Genomic DNA, 21246 nt, shown 5'->3' on the forward strand with positions numbered 1-21246 from the left:
TGAGTGGGCTGGCTTGATGTTTTTGGCAGGGCGGTGCAGGTTTACCTTTTCAGGCTGTCACGGATTTCACGTAGCAGCATGATGTCTTCTGCAGGGGGCGCGGTAGGTGCGACGATTTCACGGCGTTTGAGCCGGTTGATCTGCTTGACCATCAGGAAAATGATGAACGCCAAAATCGCAAAGTTGACCGCGACCGTGATGAAGCTGCCATAAGCCAATACCGGAACCCCGGCTTTTTTCAGGGCGTCAAGTGTGGCCGGAACGCCCGGCGGCACACTGCCGAGCACCAGAAAGAGATTGGAAAAATCAATTTTTCCGATGACTGCGCCGATCACCGGCATGATCAGGTCGCCCACCACCGAGTCAACGATTTTGCTGAAGGCGGCTCCAATGATGACACCCACGGCCAGGTCGATGACATTGCCCTTGAGTGCAAATTCCTTGAATTCCTTCACCATTGTCATATTTTTCTCCTTTTTCGATTGATGATTGAGCCGCTGCTTTCGGTCAACCAATTATGCGATGCAGGCATTAAATCGCAAGGCGCTTTGATGCCCGCTGGTAACAAAGCGGGCGCAATCCAGGACAGGGAAGGGGGGGCGTTCTTGCAGACGGAATAGGGTGTGCAGCGCTTGAAATAATACTTCTCGCTCCGCTACAATTGCGGGCTGACACCCACTATGCCTATTTCAAGCCAGTTCTTGAAGGATACTCATGACTCAAGCAAGCGTAATCGGTGTGCCGCACGGCGCGCCTGTCGATAAAAATAAAAGAAACTGGATCGTCGCCACCTGCGCCGTGGGCGGTGCAGGCGTTGCTGCCGTGGCCGTACCTTTCGTCAGCACCTTCCAGCCGTCTGAAAAAGCCAAAGCCAGTGGCGCTGCCGTCGAAGTCGATATTTCAGCCCTGAAACCCGGCGAAAAAATGACCGTCGAATGGCGCGGCAAACCGGTCTGGATCGTCAAGCGCACCCCCGAGCAACTGGCGACTCTGCCTGAGGTTGACAGTTTGTTGGCAGACCCCAAGTCTGAACGCAAACTGCCCGAGTGGACGCCTGAATACGCGCGCAACGAAACGCGTTCCATCAAACCCGATACCTTGGTGGTGGTCGGTATTTGCCCGCATCTCGGCTGCTCGCCTTCCGACAAGTTTCAGACCGGCGCGCAGCCATCGCTTCCCGATGACTGGCATGGCGGCTTCCTGTGCCCTTGCCACGGATCGACGTTTGACCTGGCGGGCCGCGTGTATAAAAACAAGCCTTCGCCTGACAACCTCGAAGTGCCTCCACACATGTACCTGTCGGACGCGAAATTGCTGATTGGTGAAGATAAAAAGGCCTGAGAGCGCGTTTACTCCTCCACAAGACCTTGCTGCATGCTTCGATACCCTGCCGTTTCGCACCGTATCCGCGCACAGCCAAAGTAACCCACCGAACCAGGATCAGTTATGGCTGAATTCAAAGAAATATCTCCCGATGCCCCTCTCGCTGAAAAAGCGCTGAACTGGGTTGACAACCGCTTTCCCGCCAGCAAGCTCTTCAAAGAGCACATGAGCGAGTATTACGCGCCCAAGAACTTTAACTTCTGGTACATCTTCGGCTCGCTGGCCTTGCTGGTGCTGGTCATCCAGATCGTTACCGGTATTTTCCTGACCATGAATTACAAGCCCGAAGCGTCACTCGCTTTTGGCTCGGTCGAGTACATCATGCGCGACGTGCCTTGGGGCTGGCTGATTCGCTACATGCATTCCACCGGCGCTTCAGCCTTTTTCGTCGTGGTCTACATGCACATGTTTCGCGGCCTGATCTATGGCAGCTACCGCAAGCCGCGTGAGTTGATCTGGGTGTTTGGCTGCGCGATTTTCCTGGCCCTGATGGCCGAAGCCTTCATGGGTTACTTGCTGCCTTGGGGCCAGATGAGCTATTGGGGTGCCCAGGTCATCGTGAACCTGTTTGCTGCCATTCCCTTCATCGGCCCTGATTTGGCGCTGCTGATTCGTGGTGACTATGTAGTCGGCGATGCCACCCTGAACCGTTTCTTTGCTTTCCACGTCATTGCCGTACCCCTGGTGCTGCTGGGCTTGGTCGTTGCGCACATCATTGCTCTGCACGAAGTTGGCTCCAATAATCCTGATGGCGTTGAAGCCAAGGGGCCAAACATCCCGCGCGATGCCGCCGGCCATTCGCTCGACACGATTCCTTTCCATCCGTACTACACGGTGCATGATATTTTTGGCGTCAGCATTTTCCTGATGATTTTCAGCGCCATCATTTTCTTTGCGCCCGAGTTCGGCGGTTACTTCCTGGAATACAACAACTTCATTCCTGCCGATCCGCTGAAAACGCCGTTGCACATTGCGCCAGTCTGGTATTTCACGCCTTACTACTCCATGCTGCGCGCCATTACCAGCGAGATGATGTACGCGTTGATCGCCTGCGTGCTGGCCGGTGCCGTACTCGGTGTGTTGAAAGCCAAAATTGCCGGTCTCTTCAAGCTCATCATCGTCGGTGCGGCTGTGGTGCTGGTGGGTGCGATGCTGCTGATCGATGCCAAGTTCTGGGGCGTCGTCGTCATGGGCGGCGCGGTCGTCATCCTGTTCTTCTTGCCTTGGCTGGACAACAGTGAAGTCAGATCGATTCGCTACCGTCCGAGCTGGAACAAGTACCTGTACGGCGTTTTTGTGATCAACTTCCTGATTCTTGGCTATTTGGGCGTTCAGCCGCCGTCAGCGATTGGCGAGCGTGTGTCGCAAGTCGGAACCCTGTTCTACTTCGGTTTCTTCTTGCTGATGCCATGGTGGAGCCGGCTGGGTACCTTCAAGCGCGTTCCCGATCGCGTTACTTTTGCCGCCCATTGAGCAGGAAACTACAACCATGAAAAAAATCATCCTCGCCCTGATTACTGTGGTCGGCCTGGTGGCAGGCGCACAGGCCAACACAGGCGGTCTCGCCTGGGACAAGGCGCCCAACAAGACGAATGATGTGGCTGCATTGCAAAATGGCGCCAAGCTGTTTGTCAACTATTGCCTGAACTGTCACTCGGCTGCTTTCATGCGCTTCAACCGTCTGAAAGACATCGGCTTGACCGACCAGCAGATCAAGGACAACCTGCTTTTCACGACTGAAAAAGTCGGTGAAACCATGAAGGCTGCGATTGATCCGAAGCAAGCCAAAGACTGGTTTGGTGGCACGCCGCCAGACCTGACTGTCATTGCACGTTCACGTGCTGGCGCCGGTGGCACTGGTGCAGATTACCTCTATACCTACCTGCGCACCTATTACCGCGACGAAACAAAGGCCACAGGTTGGAATAACTTGGCGTTTCCCAATGTAGCCATGCCGCACGCGCTGTGGGAATTGCAAGGCGAACGTAAACCTGTCTATGCCGAGCATGAAGAGGGCGGTCACAAGGTTGAAGTTTTTAAAGGCTGGGAACAGGTTACGCCGGGAACCATGACACCCTTGAAATACGACGAAGCTGTGGGCGATCTCGTTGGTTATCTGCAATGGATGGCTGAACCGATTCAGAATACGCGCGTTCGTATTGGTGTGTGGGTACTGATTTTCCTGCTTGGACTGACTTTTGTATCCTGGCGCCTGAATGCGGCGTTTTGGAAAGACGTCAAGTAAATTTTCGCCGATCGATGTGCCTTGGGTGCGCCCTGGTGCGCATCGGCACCTTCGGAGTGGACGGTTCTAAGGTTTGAATCTTAGCCTTCCACTCTTTTGTTTTAGGAGTTCCGAATCATGATGGTCCTTTATTCAGGTACAACCTGCCCGTTCTCGCACCGCTGTCGTTTTGTTTTGTTTGAGAAAGGTATGGATTTCGAAATCCGCGATGTGGATTTGTACAACAAGCCCGAAGACATCAATGTGATGAACCCCTACGGGCAAGTGCCGATTCTGGTTGAACGCGACCTGATTTTGTACGAGTCAAACATCATCAACGAATACATTGACGAGCGTTTTCCGCATCCGCAACTCATGCCCGGTGACCCGGTTGACCGTGCACGGGTTCGTCTGTTCCTGCTTAACTTTGAAAAAGAGTTGTTTGTTCACGTCAGCGCACTGGAGTCCCGCGCGTCCAAAGGCAACGAGAAAGCGCTTGAGAAATCACGCGCCCATATCCGTGACCGCCTGACGCAACTCGCACCGATTTTTCTGAAGAATAAGTTCATGTTGGGTGACAATTTCTCGATGCTTGACGTGGCGATTGCCCCATTGCTCTGGCGTCTGGACTACTACGGCATTGACCTGTCGAAGAATGCTGCTCCCCTGCTCAAGTATGCAGAACGCATTTTCTCGCGGCCTGCTTATATCGAAGCGCTGACACCTTCGGAAAAGGTCATGCGCAAATAATTGCTGCACTGAATTAACGGAATATGCACTTTGGCTGAATTCATGAACGCGCCTAACGCCACATCAACCCGCCCTTACCTGATCCGCGCCTTGTACGAATGGTGTACAGACAACGGGTTCACGCCCTATGTGGCCGTGTCAGTCGACAACACGGTACAGGTGCCTCGTGAGTACGTGAAAAACAACGAGATTGTCCTCAATATCGGGTTCGATGCGACCAGTTCGCTGACACTCGGTAACGAGTTCATTGAATTCAAGGCACGTTTTGGCGGCAGTGCTCGAGAAATTCTGGTGCCTATTAGTCATGTGATCGCCATCTATGCCCGAGAAAATGGGCAAGGCATGGCTTTTCCGCTAGAAGCACCTTTTGGAGGCAGCACCGGCGAAGCCAATGATGCGCAAGCAATTTCGCCTGACGACGTTCCTGTCGCAGAAGAATTGCCATCAACACAGGTGGCAATGGATGCGCCCGAAAGCAACATCATGCAATTGGTTGAGAAGACGCCGGCGACCGACTCCAGTGCTTCAAAGACACGGAAAAAATCAACTTCAACGGAGCCGCCGAAGCCTCCAACAAGGCCCCGCCCCACTCTTAAACGAGTGAAGTAGAATACGACTTGTGCCGCTTTAGCTCAGTTGGTAGAGCAACCGCCTTGTAAGCGGTAGGTCGTCAGTTCGATTCCGACAAGCGGCACCATCAGAATTTCGTTCGAAATTCTCAAAACACACATTTTTCGCCTGATGAGCAAGGGATTCAAACCTTGTCTTGCAAAGCACTATGAAAAACAGTGTGAATGAAACATTACATCCGCATTAAGGTACTATCTTTTTGCGAAAAGTATCTTCAGCCGGATGGTTGTCACTTTCCATCCTTGGCGAAGCAGGCTCGCCTGCATCAGTGGAATAAGTTGCCGGACTTTTGCCGCAGCTGCATTGCCGCTAACCAGCAAACACCAATTTTCTCCATCAATCGGCCCCGCCTTGACTGCGGGTCGCAAGCCGCTTGGAATCAGCGCTTGAATCGCCTGGAGGCGCTGGTTGGATTCACGGACCAGTTGCGTCAGCCTTGCCAGAGAGGGTGAATCCCCGACGGCCTGATGCAATGACACGGTGGATGGAAGACGTCTATGGTGATTCAAGGTAAATCCAGTGGGCAATTGCGTCGCTTTGCCGGATTGGCGACGTGGTTTTGACGTATGTGCGGCCAAGTTAGCAAATCGTAGAAACTGTCCGTTTTGGTGGTCACTCAAGAGAGACGGGTGACTGTAGCGATACCCATAAAAAACCGGATCACAAGCAAATTCAATTAAAGCGCCGTGGCCATAGTGCCGCAAACTGTAGCAAAGAAATTCGTCTTTTGATAACTTGAAATAGGTGTTCAAAAATCAAGAGTGTGACCCTGAAACACCCTGGTGCTGTGGTTAAAAATACAAGTCTTTCCGGCGTGAAGTGGGTGATGCCGAATATTTCCGACTGGGCCGTGTAAAGCTTGATAGCTGATTCGATGCATTTATTGCGCCGTTGCTGCTGAATAATTTGAAGCTCTTTTGACCGCGCTAAAATTGGCGGTTTGCGCACGGTTGAACTAACTGTTAGCGCCCACAACTAAGTTCCGTACTCAATAAGGGATTTTGCCTGCAATGCCAGCTCATGGGAGCGGCCATTCGCGGCTTCGCATTTATGGCTTCCAACATCCTGACCAAAATTTTCGGCAGTCGCAACGACCGGCTGCTCAAGACTTACCGCAAAACGATTGAACGCATCAACGCATTGGAGCCTGAGTATGAAAAGCTCGACGAAGATCAGTTGCGCGCCAAGACCCAGGAGTTCAAAGACCGTGTAACTGCTGGCGAATCGCTGGATGACTTGCTGCCAGAGGCATTTGCCGTGGTTCGCGAAGGCAGCAAACGCATCATGAAAATGCGTCACTTTGACGTACAGATGATGGGCGGCATGTCCTTGCACAACGGAAAGATTTCGGAAATGCGGACGGGTGAAGGAAAAACCCTGACCGCAACGCTGCCGGTTTACCTCAATGCGCTGACTTGCAAGGGCGTGCATGTAGTGACGGTCAATGATTACCTGGCTAGTCGCGATGCGCGCTGGATGGGCAAGCTGTACAACTTTCTGGGCTTAAGCGTTGGCATTAATTTGCCCAACATGTCTCGGGAAGAAAAGCAGGCTGCCTACAACGCCGACATCACTTACGGCACCAACAACGAGTACGGGTTTGACTACCTGCGTGACAACATGGTGTACGAGGCGTCTGACCGTGTGCAGCGCAAACTGAACTACGCCATCATCGACGAGGTCGACTCCATCCTGATCGACGAAGCGCGCACACCGCTCATCATCAGCGGGCAGGCCGAAGACCACACCGAGATGTACCTTGCCATCAACAAGGTGGTTCCCTTGCTGACGCGTCAGGAAGGTGAAGCCGACCCGCGGACCGGTGAGGGCGTAACCAAACCCGGCGACTACACCATTGATGAAAAAACACACCAGGTGTTTTTGACTGAGCAGGGCCACGAAAACGCCGAACGCATCCTGTTTGAACTGGGCCTGATTCCTGAAGGTGCCACGCTTTACGATCCTGCCAACATTTCGTTGATGCACCATCTGTACGCAGCACTGCGCGGTAACCTGCTCTATCACCGTGACCAGCACTATGTGGTGCAAGAGGGCGAAGTCGTCATCGTGGACGAGTTCACCGGCCGCCTGATGTCGGGCCGCCGTTGGAGTGATGGTTTGCACCAGGCTGTGGAAGCCAAAGAGGGCGTTGAAATTCAGGCCGAAAACCAGACGTTGGCGTCGATTACTTTCCAGAATTATTTCCGGCTCTACAACACGCTGTCGGGCATGACGGGCACCGCCGACACGGAAGCCTACGAGTTCCAGGAAATCTACGGACTCGAAACCATCGTTATTCCGCCCAATCGCGTGAGCAAACGCGAAGACCAGCTGGACCGCGTGTACAAAACCACGCGTGAGAAATACGAAGCAGCCATCAAGGATATTCGCGAGTGTTATGAGCGTGGCCAGCCGGTGCTGGTGGGAACAAGCTCCATCGAAAATTCCGAAATCATTGATGACCTGCTTGTCAAAGCAAACTTGCCGCATCAGGTGCTCAACGCCAAGCAGCACGCTCGCGAGGCCGACATCGTCGCGCAGGCGGGGCGTCCGAAGATGATCACGATTGCCACCAACATGGCGGGTCGCGGAACCGACATCGTGCTGGGCGGCAATCTAGAAAAAATGATCGAACCGATTGAAGCGGACGAGTCGCTGGATGCTGCCGCCAAAGAAGCTGAAATTGCCCGCTTGCGCGTCCAGTGGAAGCAAGAGCACGAACAAGTCACCGCATTGGGCGGTTTGCGCATCATTGCAACCGAACGGCATGAGTCGCGTCGTATCGACAACCAGCTGCGTGGCCGCTCGGGTCGCCAGGGTGACCCGGGTTCCTCGCGCTTTTACCTTGGGCTGGATGACCCGCTGATGCGCATTTTTGCCGGCGACCGTGTCAAGTCCATCATGGAGCGGCTGAAAATGCCCGACGGCGAAGCCATCGAAGCCGGCATCGTCACGCGCAGCATCGAATCGGCGCAGCGCAAGGTCGAGGCGCGCAACTTCGACATTCGCAAGCAGCTGCTTGAATACGATGACGTGTCCAATGACCAGCGCAAGGTGATTTACCAGCAGCGCAACGACATCATGGACGCCAGCGACCTGCAGCCGCAAATCGCTTCCCTGCGCGAAGGATGCTTTACCGACCTGGTGCGCCAGTACGTACCCGTCGAAAGTGTCGAGGAGCAATGGGATGTGGCCGGGCTGGAAAAAACGCTGCGTGAGGACTGGCACATCGAACTGGACTTGCGTCAGGAAATCAACGCTGCCACGGCGATCACCGATGAAGAAGTGCTGGACAAAGTTCAGGCCGCCGCCGAGGCCGCCTTTGCCGACAAGCTGGAGAGAATCGGCAAAGAAAATTTCACCCAGTTTGAACGCGTTGTGCTGCTGCAAAGCATTGACAGCCACTGGCGTGAGCATTTGAGCGCGCTGGACTACTTGCGCCAGGGCATCCACCTGCGCGGCTATGCCCAGAAGCAGCCCAAGCAGGAATACAAGCGTGAAGCGTTTGAGTTGTTCGGCCAGCTTCTTGACAGTGTCAAAAACGAAGTCACCAAGGTGCTGATGACCGTTCAGGTCCAGTCACCCGAGCAGCTTGGCGAAGCGGCCGAAGCCCTTGAGAGCCGGGCTGAGAACATCGCCAACGTGACTTACACCGCGCCTACTGAAACGGGCGAGGTGGAAACGACTTTCGATGAAGCAACGCAGCGCAAGCTGCCCGCAGTGGCTGAAAATGCCATGCCACGCGTGGGTCGCAATGATCCATGCCCGTGTGGATCGGGTAAAAAGTACAAGCTTTGCCACGGTAAATTGAGCTGATCCCTGCATCGCCTGCTGACGTAATCAACCCTGTTTTTCTGGAGTCAACCTACATGCCTGTCAATCTGGTGGCCACGCCTGCTGCGGATCTTTACCCTGTGCCCGGCGTTCGCTGGGGTATTGCAAAAGCGGGCATCCGCAAGGCCGATCGAAAAGACCTTGCCGTGTTGCTTTTGGATGAGGGCGCATCGGTCGGTGCTGTCTTTACGAAAAACAGGTTTTGTGCCGCCCCGGTGCAGATCTGTCGTGAGCATCTGGCGAAAAATTCAGGCCAGAATCACGGCATCAGGGCCATGCTGATCAACACCGGCAACGCCAATGCCGGCACCGGTCACGATGGCTTGATTCGCGCGCAGTCCACCTGTATTGAACTGGCCCGATTACTCAATATCTCGCCAGAGCAGATACTGCCGTTTTCAACCGGCGTCATCATGGAGCCTTTGCCGCATGACCGTATTGCGGCAGGGCTTCCGGCCGCGCTGGCTGATGCCAAGGCCGGCAACTGGGGCAACGCAGCTGAAGCCATCATGACGACGGACACGGTGCCCAAGGCATTTTCCACTCGCCTGATGTTGGGCGGTACACCCATCACCATCACTGGTATCAGCAAGGGTGCAGGCATGATTCGCCCCAACATGGCGACCATGCTGGGCTTTATGGCAACCGATGCCTGCGTGGCCCCGGACTTGATGGCGCAACTGGCCAAAGAACTGGCCGACGCCTCTTTCAACCGCATCACGATTGACGGCGATACCTCGACCAATGATTCCTTCGTGGTCGTTGCCAGTAACCAGGCCGCGCATGCGCCTGTCACGTCGCTGGAAAGCCCTGAAGGTCAGGCCTTGTGTGCAGCCATGATGGACATTGCGCAAAAATTGGCTCAAGCGATTGTTCGCGATGGTGAAGGCGCCACCAAGTTCATGACGATTCAGCTCGAAGGCGGAAAAACTGGCGAAGAGTGCCGGCTGGTGGCTTATGCCATCGCCCATTCCCCGCTGGTTAAAACGGCATTTTTTGCTAGCGACCCCAATCTGGGCCGCATTTTGGCCGCTGTGGGTTATGCCGGCATTACCGACCTGGACCCCAACCAAATCGATCTGTACCTGGACGACGTGCTGGTGGCCAAAAATGGGGGTCGTCATGCCGACTATGTCGAAACCGACGGCCAGCGCGTGATGAAACAAAGCGAAATTACCGTACGGGTGGTGTTGGGTCGGGGCGAAGCAACCGACACCGTCTGGACGTGCGACCTGTCTTATGACTACGTCAAGATCAACGCCGATTACCGCAGTTAATTCGCCAGGCCTTACCCCATGAACGAACAGTTTGAACGCCTGATGGCACGGGTCGAGTCGCTGATGACGCGCATCGAGTCGGTGCTGCCACAACCTTTGTCGGCCCCTGACTGGACCGCCTCAGTCGCTTACCGTTACCGCAAACGCAGCAGCGGCCACGGTGCGCTGGAGCCGGTTCGCCATCTGGGCACCATGCGACTGATCGACCTGAAAGAAATTGAAGACCAGAAAGATAAAATCCGGCGCAATACCGAGCAGTTTGTCAGTGGCAAACCCGCCAACAATGTCTTGCTGACCGGCTCGCGCGGCACAGGTAAATCTTCATTGATCAAAGCTTGCCTGAATGAATATTCGGAGCGGGGCTTGCGGCTGATTGAGGTTGACAAGGCCGACCTGACTGACTTGCCTGACATCGTTGATGTGGTGTCCGGCCTGCCCGAGAAATTCATTGTTTTCTGTGATGACTTGAGTTTTGAAGAAGGCGAGCCCGGCTACAAGGCGCTCAAGTCCATTTTGGATGGCTCCATCGCCGCCGCAACGCCGAATGTGCTGATTTATGCCACCAGTAATCGCCGGCATCTGTTGCCTGAATACATGACGGAGAACCTGACCTACACGCACAGCGAAGACGGCGAAGTGCATCCCGGCGAAGTCGTGGAAGAAAAAATCTCCCTGTCCGAGCGCTTTGGCTTGTGGGTCAGTTTTTATCCGTTCAGCCAGGACGAGTACCTGACTATCGTGGCGCAGTGGCTGTCTTCGTTTGGGGTGGACGCCGAAACCATCGCCGCAGCGCGCCCGGCTTCTCTGGTATGGGCGCTGGAACGTGGCTCACGCAGTGGCCGCGTCGCCTACCAATTTGCACGCGACTTCGCCGGGCAGCACACAGGCCTTGCGCGGTGACGCAGAAGTTGCTGGTTGCCGATGCGGCCCAGCCCCGTGAAGGCGGTGTCGGGCGCAAGGTCGTTGAAGTGGCCGTGGGGGTGTTGATCCGGCCCGACGGTCAGTTTTTGCTCACCTCTCGCCCTGCAGGCAAGGTCTATGAAGGCTACTGGGAATTTCCGGGCGGCAAGCTGGAGCAGGGGGAGAGCGTCGAGCAGGCCTTGCGCCGTGAGCTGCAGGAAGAAATTGGCATCACCCTTGCTGCTGTGCATCCTTGGAAAGTCGAGATGGTCGATTACCCGCACGCGCTGGTTCGGCTCCACTTTTGCAAAGTGTATGAATGGGCGGGCGAGTTGCAGATGCGCGAAAGCCAGTCGTTCGCCTGGCAGTCCTTGCCGATTCAAGTCGAGCCGGTGTTGCCGGGCGCGGTTCCGGTACTGCAGTGGTTTGCGCAGGAACGTGAAGCGTTGGCGGCTGGCAGCGCATAGCTGGGCACCCGCAGCTCCTGAAAATTTTTGTTGCCAGTATTCGCTTTGTGGGCGTTTGTGGCGGAATAAACCTACTACATCAAAGGCTTGTCAGCTGGCGCGCGCGCGTTTTGATCAGTAAACGGTCTATTAAACATAAAAAAGGCCTGTTGTGCATGCTGCATAAGCGCTAGCAGCTATTAATACAATAGCAAAAAATACTTGGTTTCTTGCGTCCTGTGGTTGCCAGTCAAACGGGTTGCCCTCTAAACTCATGGTTTCATAGGCCGCCTTTTGCGGCAGGCAAAAGTTGATTCCATGTCCCTGTACCAAAGTCTTTTTGTGATTGGCCTGCTGATTGCAGCCAGCGCATTTTTTTCTGTCTCTGAAATTTCACTGGCGGCCTCACGCCGCCTGCGTTTGCGCCAAATGGCCGATGACGGCAATCTGCATGCCGAGCGGGTGCTGCGGGTTCAGGAGCAACCGGGCGACTATTTCACGGTGGTGCAAATCGGCCAGAACGCTGTCGCCATTTTGGGCGGCATCGTCGGGGAAGGCGCACTGAGCCCGCATTTCAGCACTCTTTTTGCGCTTTGGCTGGACGCATCCACGGCGCAGACCTTAGGTTTTTTGAGCTCATTCCTGATCGTCACGTCGCTGTTCATTCTGTTCTCTGACCTGTTTCCTAAACGTCTGGGCATGGCGACGCCTGAACTGCTGGCCATTCGGGTTTCGTCGCCGATGGCGGTCTGCATGATGCTGATGCGTCCGCTGGTCTGGTTTTACAGCCGCTGGGCAGATGCCCTGTTTCGGCTGTTCGGCCTGTCTTCGCTGCGGGATGACCGCATCACGTCCGACGACATCCTTGCCATGATGGAGGCCGGCGCTGTGGCCGGCGTTCTGGCAGCGCGCGAGCAGCAGGTCATCACCAATGTGTTTGAGCTCGACACGCGCACGGTGGGCAGCGCCATGTCGCCGCGCGACCGTATTGCTTTTTTCTTGCGCGATGACTTGGACTCTGTAATCCGGCTGCGCATTGCCGCCGAGCCGTTTTCAACTTACCCGGTGTGTGAGGGCAACATCGACCATGTAGTCGGCTATGTCGATGCCAAGGATCTCTTTCAGCGTGTCCTTAACAGCCAGCCGATTTCACTGGCTGACGACAGTCTGGTGCGCAAGGTGCTGGTGGTGCCCGATCGGCTGACGCTGTCGGAAGTGCTTGAGCAGTTTCGCCAGGCACACGAAGACTTTGCCGTCATCGTCAACGAATACAGCATGGTGGTGGGTGTGGTGACGCTCAATGACGTGATGAGTACGGTGATGGGCGACCTGGTTTCACCGTTCGATGAAGAGCTGATCGTGCGGCGCGACGAAAACTCGTGGCTGATTGATGGTGTCACACCGATTGAGGACGTGCTGCGAACGCTGGGGTTGGATCACTTGCCGCACGATGAGGAATATGAAACCCTGGCCGGTTTCCTGATGGTGATGCTGCGCCGCGTCCCGCGCCGCACGGACAGCGTGACTTGGGGAGGCTTCAAGTTTGAAGTGCTGGACGTTGACAGCTACCGCATCGACCAGGTGATGGTGTCGCGCCTGACGGAAGGCATTACGACTGCGCCTGTTGCCACTGTTTAAAGTTCAGCAAAATACCTTGTATTCAGCCTAAGGCGCGATCACCGGGCAACCAGCTGCGTTGCGCTGCAAACACGGCTTCCGGATAGGGTGCCCGGCCGCGACTGCCGTTGTAGCGTCCCAGGCCCAGAAAATTGTCGCCGCGTTCCCGGTCGAGGTAATGGCGAAGGATCACGCAGCCAAAGCGCAGATTGGTCTGCATATGAAACAGCTTGCCGGGGTCGCCATCGCCAATCACGCGCGTCCAGAACGGCATGACCTGCATGTAACCGCGCGCGCCGACGCTGCTGACGGCGAACTTGCGGAAATTGCTTTCAACCTGAATCAGGCCCATGACGAGCGTCACGTCCAGGCCAGCACGCTTGCTTTCGTACCAGACCGTCTGCAAAAATTCCTGGCGGATTTGCAGCTCCGGCATCTTCTTTTTGAGCCGCTCACTCATCGCGCCCATCCAGCGCAAATACGCTATTTTGCTTTCAGAGTCCTTGAACTCGGGCACGGGCGGCGCGTGGTTGGCAATGGCTGAACCCAGCGCCGTGCGCACCGAGTCCATCAGCGGCTCTTCAAGCTGCCCGCCAGCGCTGGCATACTCTGAAAATAATAGCAACATACCCCCGCTGGATAGGCGTATGAGGCACTTTCTTCTTGAAATTTGCGCTGAAATCGAAGTAGGGGATACCGGCAGAGTCATGGATAAAAAAATAGTGCGCTGGCTTTACAACGCGAGTTTGGCCTTGAGGAAATCGAATGCGCCTGCTGCTTCCAGCTTGCTGCTGGCGGTGTCGCGGCGGTGCTGGTATTCGATATGGCCTTCTTTCAAGCCCCGATCTCCGATGGTGACACGGTGCGGAACGCCGATCAGTTCCCAGTCGGCAAACATGGCACCTGGCCGCTCGCCCCGGTCGTCCAGAATGACATCCACGCCGGCATCCAACAATTCGCGGTAAAGCTTTTCTGCCGCCGCCTTGACGTCCGGAAAACGCTCTGGCGTGATCGGGCAAATAACCACGGTGAACGGCGCAATGGCGTCGGGCCAGATGATGCCGCGCTCGTCGTGGTTCTGCTCGATGGCTGCGGCAGGCAAGCGGGTGATACCGATGCCGTAGCAGCCCATTTCCAGGAATTGCGGTTTGCCGTTTTCACCCAGAAAGGTGGCGTTCATGGCCTGGCTGTATTTGGTGCCGAGGTAGAACACATGGCCGACTTCGATGCCGCGCTCAATGGCCAGCACGCCTTTGCCGTCAGGCGAGGGATCGCCGGCAACCACATTGCGAATGTCGGCAATCAGGTCGGGTTCAGGCAGGTCGCGGCCCCAATTGACGCCCGTCATATGAAAATCGGCTTCATTGGCACCGCAGACCCAGTCGGCCAGCACGGCGACTTCGCGGTCTACCACCAGCTTGACCGGCTTTTTCAGGTTCAGCGGCCCCAGATAACCCGGTTCGCAGCCAAAGTGTTCGTCAATCTCGGCCAGGCTGGCGAACCTGAAGCCGGCCAGGCCAGCGACCTTGCCCACCTTCACTTCGTTCATGCTGTGGTCGCCACGCAGCAGCAGCAGCCAGACCTGGGTCTTGATGGCTTCGCCTGCTTCATTGAGCTGGTCGGTGGCCAGAACCAGTGACTTGACGCTGGTTGCCAGCGGGATGCCCAGCAACTCGGCCACATCGGCGCACGTGGCTTTGCCGGGTGTGGCGGTTTTGGTCAGCGCTTGCGTTGCGGCGGGGCGTGGGCCTGCCGGTGCCAGCGCTTCGGCTTTTTCCATGTTGGCCGCGTAGTCGCTGGTCGGGCAGTACACGATGGCGTCTTCGCCCGTGGCGGCAATCACCTGAAACTCTTCGCTCAGGTCGCCGCCAATCGCGCCGCTGTCAGCCGCGACAGCACGGTAAGTCAGCCCAAAGCGATCAAAAATTCGGCGATAGGCCTGTGCCATGTTCTGGTAGCTGACTTTGGCGGCGGTGGAGTCGCGGTCAAAACTGTAGGCGTCTTTCATGATAAATTCGCGCCCGCGCATCAAGCCAAAACGTGGACGGCGCTCGTCACGGAATTTGGTCTGGATCTGGTAGAGGTTTTTAGGCAGCTGCTTGTAGCTGCGAATGTCCTGACGCATCACGTCGGTGACGACTTCCTCGCTGGTCGGCTGCACCACAAAATCGCGGCCATGACGGTCTTTGATGCGCAGCAACTCGGGGCCCATCGATTCAAAGCGACCAGTTTCCTGCCAGAGTTCGGCCGGTTGAATGACCGGCATGCTCATTTCAATGGCACCTGCGCGGTTCATTTCCTCGCGAACAATCGCTTCGACCTTGCGGATCACACGCAGGCCCATGGGCATGTAGTTGTAAATGCCGGCGCCCAGTTTTTTAATCAGGCCGGCACGCATCATCAACTGGTGGCTGACGATTTCTGCGTCGGCAGGGGCTTCCTTGAGGGTGGAAATGAAGAACTGAGAGGCTTTCATGGGCTATTTTTCTGGGTTTGGAGACTGTCGTCCGACCGTGCGCTTGGCGGGGCCGCCTTCGCTGTGCATAATGGACTCAGTTTAAAAAATTTGAGGTTTGATTATGCTTGACAGGGACGGTTTTCGGCCCAATGTCGGCATCATCTTGCTCAACCAGCGAAGTCAGGTATTTTGGGGCAAACGCATCCGTACCCACTCATGGCAATTTCCGCAGGGCGGCATTGATCGGGGCGAAAACCCTGAACAAGCCATGTTCCGCGAGTTGCATGAAGAGGTCGGTTTGCACCCGCAGCACGTTCAGGTGCTGGCCCGTACCCGAGACTGGTTGCGCTATGAGGTGCCTGACCGGTTTATCCGCCGCGATGCGCGTGGACATTACAAAGGCCAGAAGCAAATCTGGTTTCTACTCCAGCTGGTCGGTCACGACTGGGATCTGAACCTGCGCGCCACAAACCATCCCGAGTTTGATGCGTGGCGCTGGAACGATTACTGGGTGCCGCTTGATGTGGTGGTCGAATTCAAGCGGGGCGTTTATGAAATGGCGCTGACCGAGTTGTCGCGCTTCGTGCCGCGCTGCGATTTCAGGTTTGACGGACGTCCTGAACAACGCAACCGCTATTTGCGCGGTGGCTTGCACCAGCGCGATCTGCTGGCCAGCCAGACCGCCGAATCAAACCCCTACGTTTCAGGGCCCTTGTCTTATTCCTTAAGGCCGGGCGTGCCCTTTGAGTTGCCGCCCGGCGCCACTTTTGAGCCCGATCCACAAACCAATTTCGGTGCAGATACCCCGGTGAAAAAACCATGAAATTCAAGTCGGCATCCCTGTTTGTTTGCGGACTTTTATGCTGCTTTTCCAGTACAGTCTGGGCGCAATCCGTACCCGAAGAGCCGGAGTGGAAAGAGTCCAGTGTGCCGCCACCGCCGGCTTTCAATATCGAAAAACTGGTGACGTTTGACGTATCGTCCAACTCTTCGCTGGTCTTTGGTGTTGATCCGGAGGCCATCAACATCTCGCAAAGCGACGGCGTAGTTCGCTACGTCATGGTGGCTGCCAATGCAAGCGGCGCACGCAACGTGATGTATGAGGGGATACGGTGTGAAACCGGAGAATTCAAGACCTACGGTCGTTATTCGCCCGAAGGGCGCTGGAACATGGTCGACAACGCGGAATGGCGCACCATGTTTGGCAATATGCCCTCAAAACACGCCTTGCGTTTTGCACAGGCGGGCGCTTGCGACAATGCGGGGCTGCCTTCGTCAGTGAATATATTAGTCAGCCGATTGAAAAATCCTAACTTCAGGACAGCACAATAACGGGACGTGTCATGTGATTGCGGCACTGGCAGCCGCATCACGATCCTGCTTATCTGCTAAGGATCAGGTTGGTGCGGTGGACCATTTCGGCCTCGCCCGTATAGCCGAGCAGTTTTTCGAATTCCGATGACATTTTTCGGCAAATCAGCCGGGCTTCGGAGCTGGAATAATTGGCCAGTCCCCGCGCAATTTCAAAACCCGAAGCATCCTTGATGGCAATGACATCGCCGCGTGAAAAATCACCCTGAACTGCCGTCATGCCGATAGGCAGCAGGCTTTTTCCGCCGCCTTGCACCATGCTGGCAGCGCCGGGGTCTACAGTTACCGCGCCGCGCAACTGCAAATGATCGGCCATCCACTGCTTGCGTGCCTGCATTTTCTGGGTTTGTGCCACCAGCAGCGTGCCAATGGCTTCACCTTGCGTTAAACGGATCAGCGCCTGCGGTTCGCGGCCCCAGGCAATCACGGTCGATGCGCCGGAACCTGCCGCCCGCTTGGCCGCCAGAATTTTGGTGATCATGCCGCCCCGGCCAATGCTGGACCCCGCGCCGCCCGCCATTGCTTCCAGAGACGTATCACCGGCTTTGGCTTCATGCACGAAACGGGCATCAGGGTCTTTGCGCGGATCGGCTGTATACAGACCCATCTGGTCGGTCAGGATGATGAGCGCATCGGCTTCAACCAAGTTGGCCACCAAGGCACCGAGCGTGTCGTTGTCGCCAAACTTGATCTCGTCATTGACGACGGTATCGTTCTCATTGATAACGGGCACGATGCCCAACTGCAGCAAGGTCAGCAGGGTAGAGCGGGCGTTCAGGTAGCGCTCGCGGTCGGCCAGGTCGGCATGCGTCAGCAAAACCTGCGCGCTGCCAATGCCGTTTTCTCGCAGCTTGGTTTCATACATCTGCACCAAGCCCATCTGGCCGACGGCAGCCGCTGCCTGCAGTTCATGGATGGCCTTGGGGCGTGTGTGCCAGCCCAGGCGCTTCATGCCTTCGGCAATCGCGCCGCTGCTCACCATGATGACTTCGCGCCCGTCCTTGACCAGGGCCGCCAATTGCTCAGACCATTGGCCGATGGCCTCGGCATCCAGGCCACGGCCTTCGTTGGTCACAAGACTAGACCCGACCTTGACCACAATACGCCGGGCGTTGCGCAGAACAGGAGAGCCTGAGGGAGCTTGCATTTTTCAGTGTTTTAAGGCGCTGGCGCAAGGTGGGCGGGCGCAGCCAGCTATTATTTACAGAGCAACCAGAGTGCTTTGGCTGCCGGAAGAGGGCAGCAATCAGTCGGAAGAAGCCGGGCTTTTAGGCTCGGGCGGCAGTTCCACAAAGCGTGGATCGATTTCTTCTTCGGGTTGCTCGCTTTTCTGGACTTTCTTGACGTGCTGGTAAATCGTCTTGACGAGTTGCTCGCAGCCTTCGCGCGTCAGTGCAGAAATTTCAAAGACCGGGCCTTTGAACTTGAATCGTTTGACGAAATCCTTGACGAGCGCCTCACGCTTGTCGGCATCGACCATGTCGAGCTTGTTGAGCACCAGCCAGCGCGGTTTTTTATACAGCGCTTCATCGTATTTTTTGAGCTCACCGACGATGGCCTTGGCCTGGGCGACCGGATCGACATTTTCATCGAACGGGGCCATGTCAACGATATGCAGCAACAGGCGGGTGCGCTGCAGGTGGCGTAAAAACAAATGTCCCAAGCCCGCGCCTTCAGAAGCGCCTTCAATCAGACCGGGCAAGTCGGCGACGACAAAGCTTTGCTCGGGTCCGACCCGTACTACGCCCAGGTTCGGATGCAAGGTGGTGAACGGATAGTCGGCAATGCGCGGCCGGGCATTGGACACGGCCGAGATAAACGTGGATTTACCGGCATTGGGCATGCCCAGCAGGCCGACATCGGCCAGCACCTTCAGCTCAAGCTTCAAGCTTTTGCGGTCACCTGGCCAGCCGGGTGTCTTGCTGCGCGGTGCGCGGTTGGTCGAGCTTTTGAAACGCAAATTGCCAAAGCCGCCATCACCGCCCTTGGCGATCAAAACCTGCTCGCCCGGCACCAGCATTTCAAAAAGAACTTCGCCGGTTTCGCCATCGGTCAGGATCGTGCCGACCGGCATTTTCAGGATGATGTCGTCGCCTTTGGCACCGAACATGTCGGAGCCCATGCCGTGCCCGCCATTGCGTGCTTCATGCCGGCGCGAAAACCGGAAGTCGACCAGCGTGTTCAGGTTGATGTCGGCAACTGCATACACATGGCCGCCACGCCCGCCATCGCCACCGTTCGGGCCGCCGAACTCTTTGTATTTTTCATGGCTGAACGAGACGCAACCGCTCCCGCCATCGCCAGCGGCAATGTCAATATAAGCTTCGTCAACAAATTTCATGGTGGTGTGGGACGCAGGTAAATCAGTGAGGTTAATGCAGGCAGCCGGGCGACAAACAAAAAAGCCCCGACAGGTCGGGGCTTCGATGCCATCGAAGTGATCAGCTTACGCCGAGGTCACATTGACAGTGCGCTTGTTCATCGAGCCCTTGATCGAAAAGGAGACTTGACCGTCAACCAGTGCGTACAAGGTGTGGTCTTTGCCGATGCCGACATTGACGCCCGGGTGGAACTGGGTGCCACGCTGGCGCACGATGATGCTGCCTGCGTTGATGACTTCGCCGCCAAATTTCTTGACGCCAAGCATCTTGGGCTGTGAATCACGCCCGTTTCGCGTTGAGCCGCCGCCTTTTTTCTGTGCCATTTTTAGTTACTCCTGGTGCTGAACTGATTAACCGACGATCGCGCCGATTTGCAGTTCAGTGAAGTTCTGCCGGTGACCCTGGCGTTTCTGATAGTGCTTGCGACGGCGCATTTTGAAAATGCGAACCTTGTCGCCTCTGCCGTGAGACAGCACCGTGACAGTAACAGTTGCGCCGGAAACCAAGGGCGTACCAACCTTGATTGAACTGCCTTCGCCGACAGCCAATACCTGGTCAATAACGATCTCTTGGCCTACGTCCGCAGCAATCTGTTCTACTTTAATTTTTTCTCCAGCAGCAACTTTGTATTGTTTGCCACCGGTTTTTATGACCGCGTACATGTAAACCCTCGTAAATTGAGTTCTGCGGACGGATTTCCACAGAGCCCAAGATTCTAGCATCATGCATAAAAAATGTCGAGTACGGCTTGTTTTTGCGCGATTTCTGGCGTAATGAAGGGACTGCTGGGCTTCCTATAATCTGCGCACACTCAACCTCTGGACTTTCTCTTGTCTGCCAACTCTTCAAGCACCGCTGCTGCCCTGTCCCTGATTGCTGACGACATGCGCGCCATGGATGCGGTCATTGCCCGCCGGCTTCAATCTGAAGTTCCGCTGGTGGCCCAAGTGTCGCAATACATCATTGCTGCGGGCGGCAAGCGTCTGCGGCCTGCGCTGGTGCTGCTGATGTGCGGTGCCTTGGACTACCGCGGTGACCAGCGCTTCAATCTGGCGGCAGTGGTGGAATTCATTCACACCGCGACTTTGCTGCATGACGATGTCGTCGATGAGTCCACCTTGCGCCGGGGGCGCTCGACCGCCAATGAAGTGTTCGGCAACCCGGCCAGCGTGCTGGTGGGTGATTTTTTGTATTCCCGGGCGTTTCAGATGATGGTGGAAGTCGGCGACATGCGCATCATGCAAACGCTGGCGGAAGCCACCAATGTGATTGCCGAGGGCGAAGTTTTGCAGCTCATGAACATGCATGATGCAGCGTTGTCCGAAGACGGCTATTTGCGCGTCATCCGCTCCAAGACGGCCAAGCTGTTTGAAGCCAGCGCCCGGCTGGCGGCCCTGCTGGCGCAATCTTCCCCGTCCGTCGAGCAGCATTGCGCCGATTACGGGCAGGCGCTGGGCACGGCCTTTCAGGTCATTGATGATGTGCTGGACTACGACGGCGAAGTGCTGGAAATGGGCAAGAACCTGGGCGATGACCTGCGCGAAGGCAAGGTGACGCTGCCGCTCATCATTGCGATGCAGCGCGGCACCGACGCCGAGCGCGCCACCATCCGGCAGGCCATTGAAACCGGGCACACCGGGGAAATGGCACAGATCATTGCCATCGTGCAACAAACGGGCGCCATGCAAGCCACGCGCGATGCTGCCGCAGCAGAAGCGCAACGGGCGCTGGACGCCTTGCAAACCTTTCCCGAAAATCCTTACAGTGACGCCTTGAAGCAATTGGCGTCCCAACTGCTGACGCGGCGCTCTTGAGCTTCAGAGCGCATGCGTTCTGAATAAAAAACGATCATTTTTTCATCAAAAAGACAGCTTGCGCATGGCGGACTCAAATCTGAAGTGCAACACCTTTATTCAACTAAGGTGTGAAGATGAAAAAACTCCAGCAGTATCAGCAACTTCAGCTGCAAGAACGC

The 21246-nt window shown here is 56.0% G+C and carries 21 protein-coding genes and 1 tRNA gene; 14 read left to right on the forward strand and 8 right to left on the reverse strand.

Annotation, left to right across the window (positions count from 1 at the left end):
* Positions 1 to 41: 41 nt before the first annotated feature.
* Entirely contained in the window at positions 42 to 464 is a 423-nt protein-coding gene (gene mscL / locus RCH06_RS11745) for a large conductance mechanosensitive channel protein MscL (protein WP_327081651.1), read from the reverse strand.
* A 250-nt stretch (positions 465 to 714) separates the two neighbouring features.
* Here mscL and petA point away from each other — a divergent pair, with 250 nt between their 5' ends.
* From petA to RCH06_RS11775, 6 genes are all read left to right on the forward strand, one after another.
* On the forward strand, positions 715 to 1341 hold the full coding sequence (gene petA, locus RCH06_RS11750) for a ubiquinol-cytochrome c reductase iron-sulfur subunit (protein ID WP_327081652.1): 627 nt from the start codon (positions 715 to 717) through the stop codon (positions 1339 to 1341).
* A gap of 105 nt (positions 1342 to 1446) precedes the next feature.
* Positions 1447 to 2856, forward strand: coding sequence for a cytochrome b (locus tag RCH06_RS11755; RefSeq protein ID WP_327081653.1), 1410 nt, complete (start codon positions 1447 to 1449; stop codon positions 2854 to 2856).
* A 16-nt stretch (positions 2857 to 2872) separates the two neighbouring features.
* On the forward strand, positions 2873 to 3628 hold the full coding sequence (locus tag RCH06_RS11760) for a cytochrome c1 (protein ID WP_327081654.1): 756 nt from the start codon (positions 2873 to 2875) through the stop codon (positions 3626 to 3628).
* A 117-nt stretch (positions 3629 to 3745) separates the two neighbouring features.
* Positions 3746 to 4357 carry a glutathione S-transferase N-terminal domain-containing protein gene (locus RCH06_RS11765; RefSeq protein WP_036806026.1) on the forward strand — a complete coding sequence of 204 codons (612 nt, stop codon included), beginning with the start codon at positions 3746 to 3748 and terminating at the stop codon, positions 4355 to 4357.
* 42 nt (positions 4358 to 4399) lie between these two features.
* The gene (locus RCH06_RS11770; protein WP_327081669.1) at positions 4400 to 4966 is read left to right on the forward strand and encodes a ClpXP protease specificity-enhancing factor; all 567 of its coding nucleotides are present in this window, start codon (positions 4400 to 4402) and stop codon (positions 4964 to 4966) included.
* Between the two features lie 12 nt (positions 4967 to 4978).
* Positions 4979 to 5054 (forward strand) — tRNA-Thr (locus RCH06_RS11775).
* 124 nt (positions 5055 to 5178) lie between these two features.
* Here the strand turns inward: RCH06_RS11775 and RCH06_RS11780 are convergent.
* Positions 5179 to 5496, reverse strand: a complete 318-nt coding sequence (locus RCH06_RS11780; protein WP_327081670.1) for a hypothetical protein — start codon at positions 5494 to 5496, stop codon at positions 5179 to 5181.
* 541 nt (positions 5497 to 6037) lie between these two features.
* Here RCH06_RS11780 and secA point away from each other — a divergent pair.
* The 5 genes from secA to RCH06_RS11805 all read left to right on the forward strand — a co-directional run bounded on the left by secA (position 6038) and on the right by RCH06_RS11805 (position 13082).
* The gene (secA, locus tag RCH06_RS11785; RefSeq protein ID WP_327081655.1) at positions 6038 to 8803 is read left to right on the forward strand and encodes a preprotein translocase subunit SecA; all 2766 of its coding nucleotides are present in this window, start codon (positions 6038 to 6040) and stop codon (positions 8801 to 8803) included.
* A gap of 53 nt (positions 8804 to 8856) precedes the next feature.
* Positions 8857 to 10098: a bifunctional glutamate N-acetyltransferase/amino-acid acetyltransferase ArgJ gene (gene argJ, locus RCH06_RS11790; protein ID WP_327081656.1), complete on the forward strand. Its 1242-nt coding sequence runs from the start codon at positions 8857 to 8859 to the stop codon at positions 10096 to 10098.
* A gap of 18 nt (positions 10099 to 10116) precedes the next feature.
* Positions 10117 to 10998, forward strand: a complete 882-nt coding sequence (locus RCH06_RS11795) for an ATP-binding protein (protein ID WP_327081657.1) — start codon at positions 10117 to 10119, stop codon at positions 10996 to 10998.
* Positions 10995 to 11465: an NUDIX domain-containing protein gene (locus tag RCH06_RS11800; protein ID WP_327081658.1), complete on the forward strand. Its 471-nt coding sequence runs from the start codon at positions 10995 to 10997 to the stop codon at positions 11463 to 11465. Before RCH06_RS11795 ends, RCH06_RS11800 begins: the two co-directional genes overlap by 4 nt.
* A gap of 297 nt (positions 11466 to 11762) precedes the next feature.
* Positions 11763 to 13082, forward strand: a complete 1320-nt coding sequence (locus RCH06_RS11805; RefSeq protein ID WP_327081659.1) for a hemolysin family protein — start codon at positions 11763 to 11765, stop codon at positions 13080 to 13082.
* Positions 13083 to 13104: 22 nt separating this feature from the next.
* Here RCH06_RS11805 and RCH06_RS11810 read toward each other — a convergent pair whose 3' ends face one another.
* Positions 13105 to 13770 carry a lytic transglycosylase domain-containing protein gene (locus RCH06_RS11810; RefSeq protein ID WP_327081660.1) on the reverse strand — a complete coding sequence of 222 codons (666 nt, stop codon included), beginning with the start codon at positions 13768 to 13770 and terminating at the stop codon, positions 13105 to 13107.
* 24 nt (positions 13771 to 13794) lie between these two features.
* Positions 13795 to 15537 (reverse strand): proline--tRNA ligase, encoded by a 1743-nt coding sequence (locus tag RCH06_RS11815; RefSeq protein WP_327081661.1) that lies wholly within the window; start codon positions 15535 to 15537, stop codon positions 13795 to 13797.
* Positions 15538 to 15640: 103 nt separating this feature from the next.
* On the opposite strand from RCH06_RS11815, the gene RCH06_RS11820 reads away from it, so the two are divergent.
* A complete protein-coding gene (locus RCH06_RS11820; RefSeq protein WP_327081662.1) occupies positions 15641 to 16342 on the forward strand; it encodes an RNA pyrophosphohydrolase in 702 nt (233 codons plus the stop codon).
* The gene (locus RCH06_RS11825; RefSeq protein ID WP_327081663.1) at positions 16339 to 16851 is read left to right on the forward strand and encodes a CNP1-like family protein; all 513 of its coding nucleotides are present in this window, start codon (positions 16339 to 16341) and stop codon (positions 16849 to 16851) included. Before RCH06_RS11820 ends, RCH06_RS11825 begins: the two co-directional genes overlap by 4 nt.
* 49 nt (positions 16852 to 16900) lie before the next feature.
* Here RCH06_RS11825 and proB read toward each other — a convergent pair whose 3' ends face one another.
* The 4 genes from proB to rplU form a co-directional block, all read right to left on the reverse strand.
* Complete coding sequence (proB, locus tag RCH06_RS11830; RefSeq protein ID WP_327081664.1) at positions 16901 to 18037, reverse strand: glutamate 5-kinase; 1137 nt, start codon at positions 18035 to 18037, stop codon at positions 16901 to 16903.
* A 99-nt stretch (positions 18038 to 18136) separates the two neighbouring features.
* On the reverse strand, positions 18137 to 19231 hold the full coding sequence (cgtA, locus tag RCH06_RS11835; RefSeq protein ID WP_327081665.1) for an Obg family GTPase CgtA: 1095 nt from the start codon (positions 19229 to 19231) through the stop codon (positions 18137 to 18139).
* Positions 19232 to 19336: 105 nt separating this feature from the next.
* Positions 19337 to 19594, reverse strand: a complete 258-nt coding sequence (gene rpmA, locus RCH06_RS11840; protein WP_327081666.1) for a 50S ribosomal protein L27 — start codon at positions 19592 to 19594, stop codon at positions 19337 to 19339.
* A 27-nt stretch (positions 19595 to 19621) separates the two neighbouring features.
* Positions 19622 to 19933, reverse strand: a complete 312-nt coding sequence (gene rplU, locus RCH06_RS11845) for a 50S ribosomal protein L21 (RefSeq protein ID WP_327081667.1) — start codon at positions 19931 to 19933, stop codon at positions 19622 to 19624.
* A gap of 168 nt (positions 19934 to 20101) precedes the next feature.
* Here rplU and RCH06_RS11850 point away from each other — a divergent pair, with 168 nt between their 5' ends.
* Positions 20102 to 21085 carry a polyprenyl synthetase family protein gene (locus tag RCH06_RS11850; RefSeq protein ID WP_327081668.1) on the forward strand — a complete coding sequence of 328 codons (984 nt, stop codon included), beginning with the start codon at positions 20102 to 20104 and terminating at the stop codon, positions 21083 to 21085.
* The last annotated feature ends 161 nt before the right edge of the window (positions 21086 to 21246 follow it).

The organism is Polaromonas sp. CG_9.5 (assembly GCF_035984465.1).
Classification (GTDB): Bacteria; Pseudomonadota; Gammaproteobacteria; order Burkholderiales; family Burkholderiaceae_C; genus Polaromonas.

What these genes read in the sequence shown, in the direction of transcription:
- mscL (WP_327081651.1), bottom strand. Translation starts at nt 464, where the DNA reads ATGACAATGGTGAAGGAATTCAAGGAATTTGCACTCAAGGGCAATGTC.
- petA (WP_327081652.1), top strand. Translation starts at nt 715, where the DNA reads ATGACTCAAGCAAGCGTAATCGGTGTGCCGCACGGCGCGCCTGTCGAT.
- RCH06_RS11755 (WP_327081653.1), top strand. Translation starts at nt 1,447, where the DNA reads ATGGCTGAATTCAAAGAAATATCTCCCGATGCCCCTCTCGCTGAAAAA.
- RCH06_RS11760 (WP_327081654.1), top strand. Translation starts at nt 2,873, where the DNA reads ATGAAAAAAATCATCCTCGCCCTGATTACTGTGGTCGGCCTGGTGGCA.
- RCH06_RS11765 (WP_036806026.1), top strand. Translation starts at nt 3,746, where the DNA reads ATGATGGTCCTTTATTCAGGTACAACCTGCCCGTTCTCGCACCGCTGT.
- RCH06_RS11770 (WP_327081669.1), top strand. Translation starts at nt 4,400, where the DNA reads ATGAACGCGCCTAACGCCACATCAACCCGCCCTTACCTGATCCGCGCC.
- secA (WP_327081655.1), top strand. Translation starts at nt 6,038, where the DNA reads ATGGCTTCCAACATCCTGACCAAAATTTTCGGCAGTCGCAACGACCGG.
- argJ (WP_327081656.1), top strand. Translation starts at nt 8,857, where the DNA reads ATGCCTGTCAATCTGGTGGCCACGCCTGCTGCGGATCTTTACCCTGTG.
- RCH06_RS11795 (WP_327081657.1), top strand. Translation starts at nt 10,117, where the DNA reads ATGAACGAACAGTTTGAACGCCTGATGGCACGGGTCGAGTCGCTGATG.
- RCH06_RS11805 (WP_327081659.1), top strand. Translation starts at nt 11,763, where the DNA reads ATGTCCCTGTACCAAAGTCTTTTTGTGATTGGCCTGCTGATTGCAGCC.
- RCH06_RS11810 (WP_327081660.1), bottom strand. Translation starts at nt 13,770, where the DNA reads ATGACTCTGCCGGTATCCCCTACTTCGATTTCAGCGCAAATTTCAAGA.
- RCH06_RS11815 (WP_327081661.1), bottom strand. Translation starts at nt 15,537, where the DNA reads ATGAAAGCCTCTCAGTTCTTCATTTCCACCCTCAAGGAAGCCCCTGCC.
- RCH06_RS11820 (WP_327081662.1), top strand. Translation starts at nt 15,641, where the DNA reads ATGCTTGACAGGGACGGTTTTCGGCCCAATGTCGGCATCATCTTGCTC.
- RCH06_RS11825 (WP_327081663.1), top strand. Translation starts at nt 16,339, where the DNA reads ATGAAATTCAAGTCGGCATCCCTGTTTGTTTGCGGACTTTTATGCTGC.
- proB (WP_327081664.1), bottom strand. Translation starts at nt 18,037, where the DNA reads ATGCAAGCTCCCTCAGGCTCTCCTGTTCTGCGCAACGCCCGGCGTATT.
- cgtA (WP_327081665.1), bottom strand. Translation starts at nt 19,231, where the DNA reads ATGAAATTTGTTGACGAAGCTTATATTGACATTGCCGCTGGCGATGGC.
- rpmA (WP_327081666.1), bottom strand. Translation starts at nt 19,594, where the DNA reads ATGGCACAGAAAAAAGGCGGCGGCTCAACGCGAAACGGGCGTGATTCA.
- rplU (WP_327081667.1), bottom strand. Translation starts at nt 19,933, where the DNA reads ATGTACGCGGTCATAAAAACCGGTGGCAAACAATACAAAGTTGCTGCT.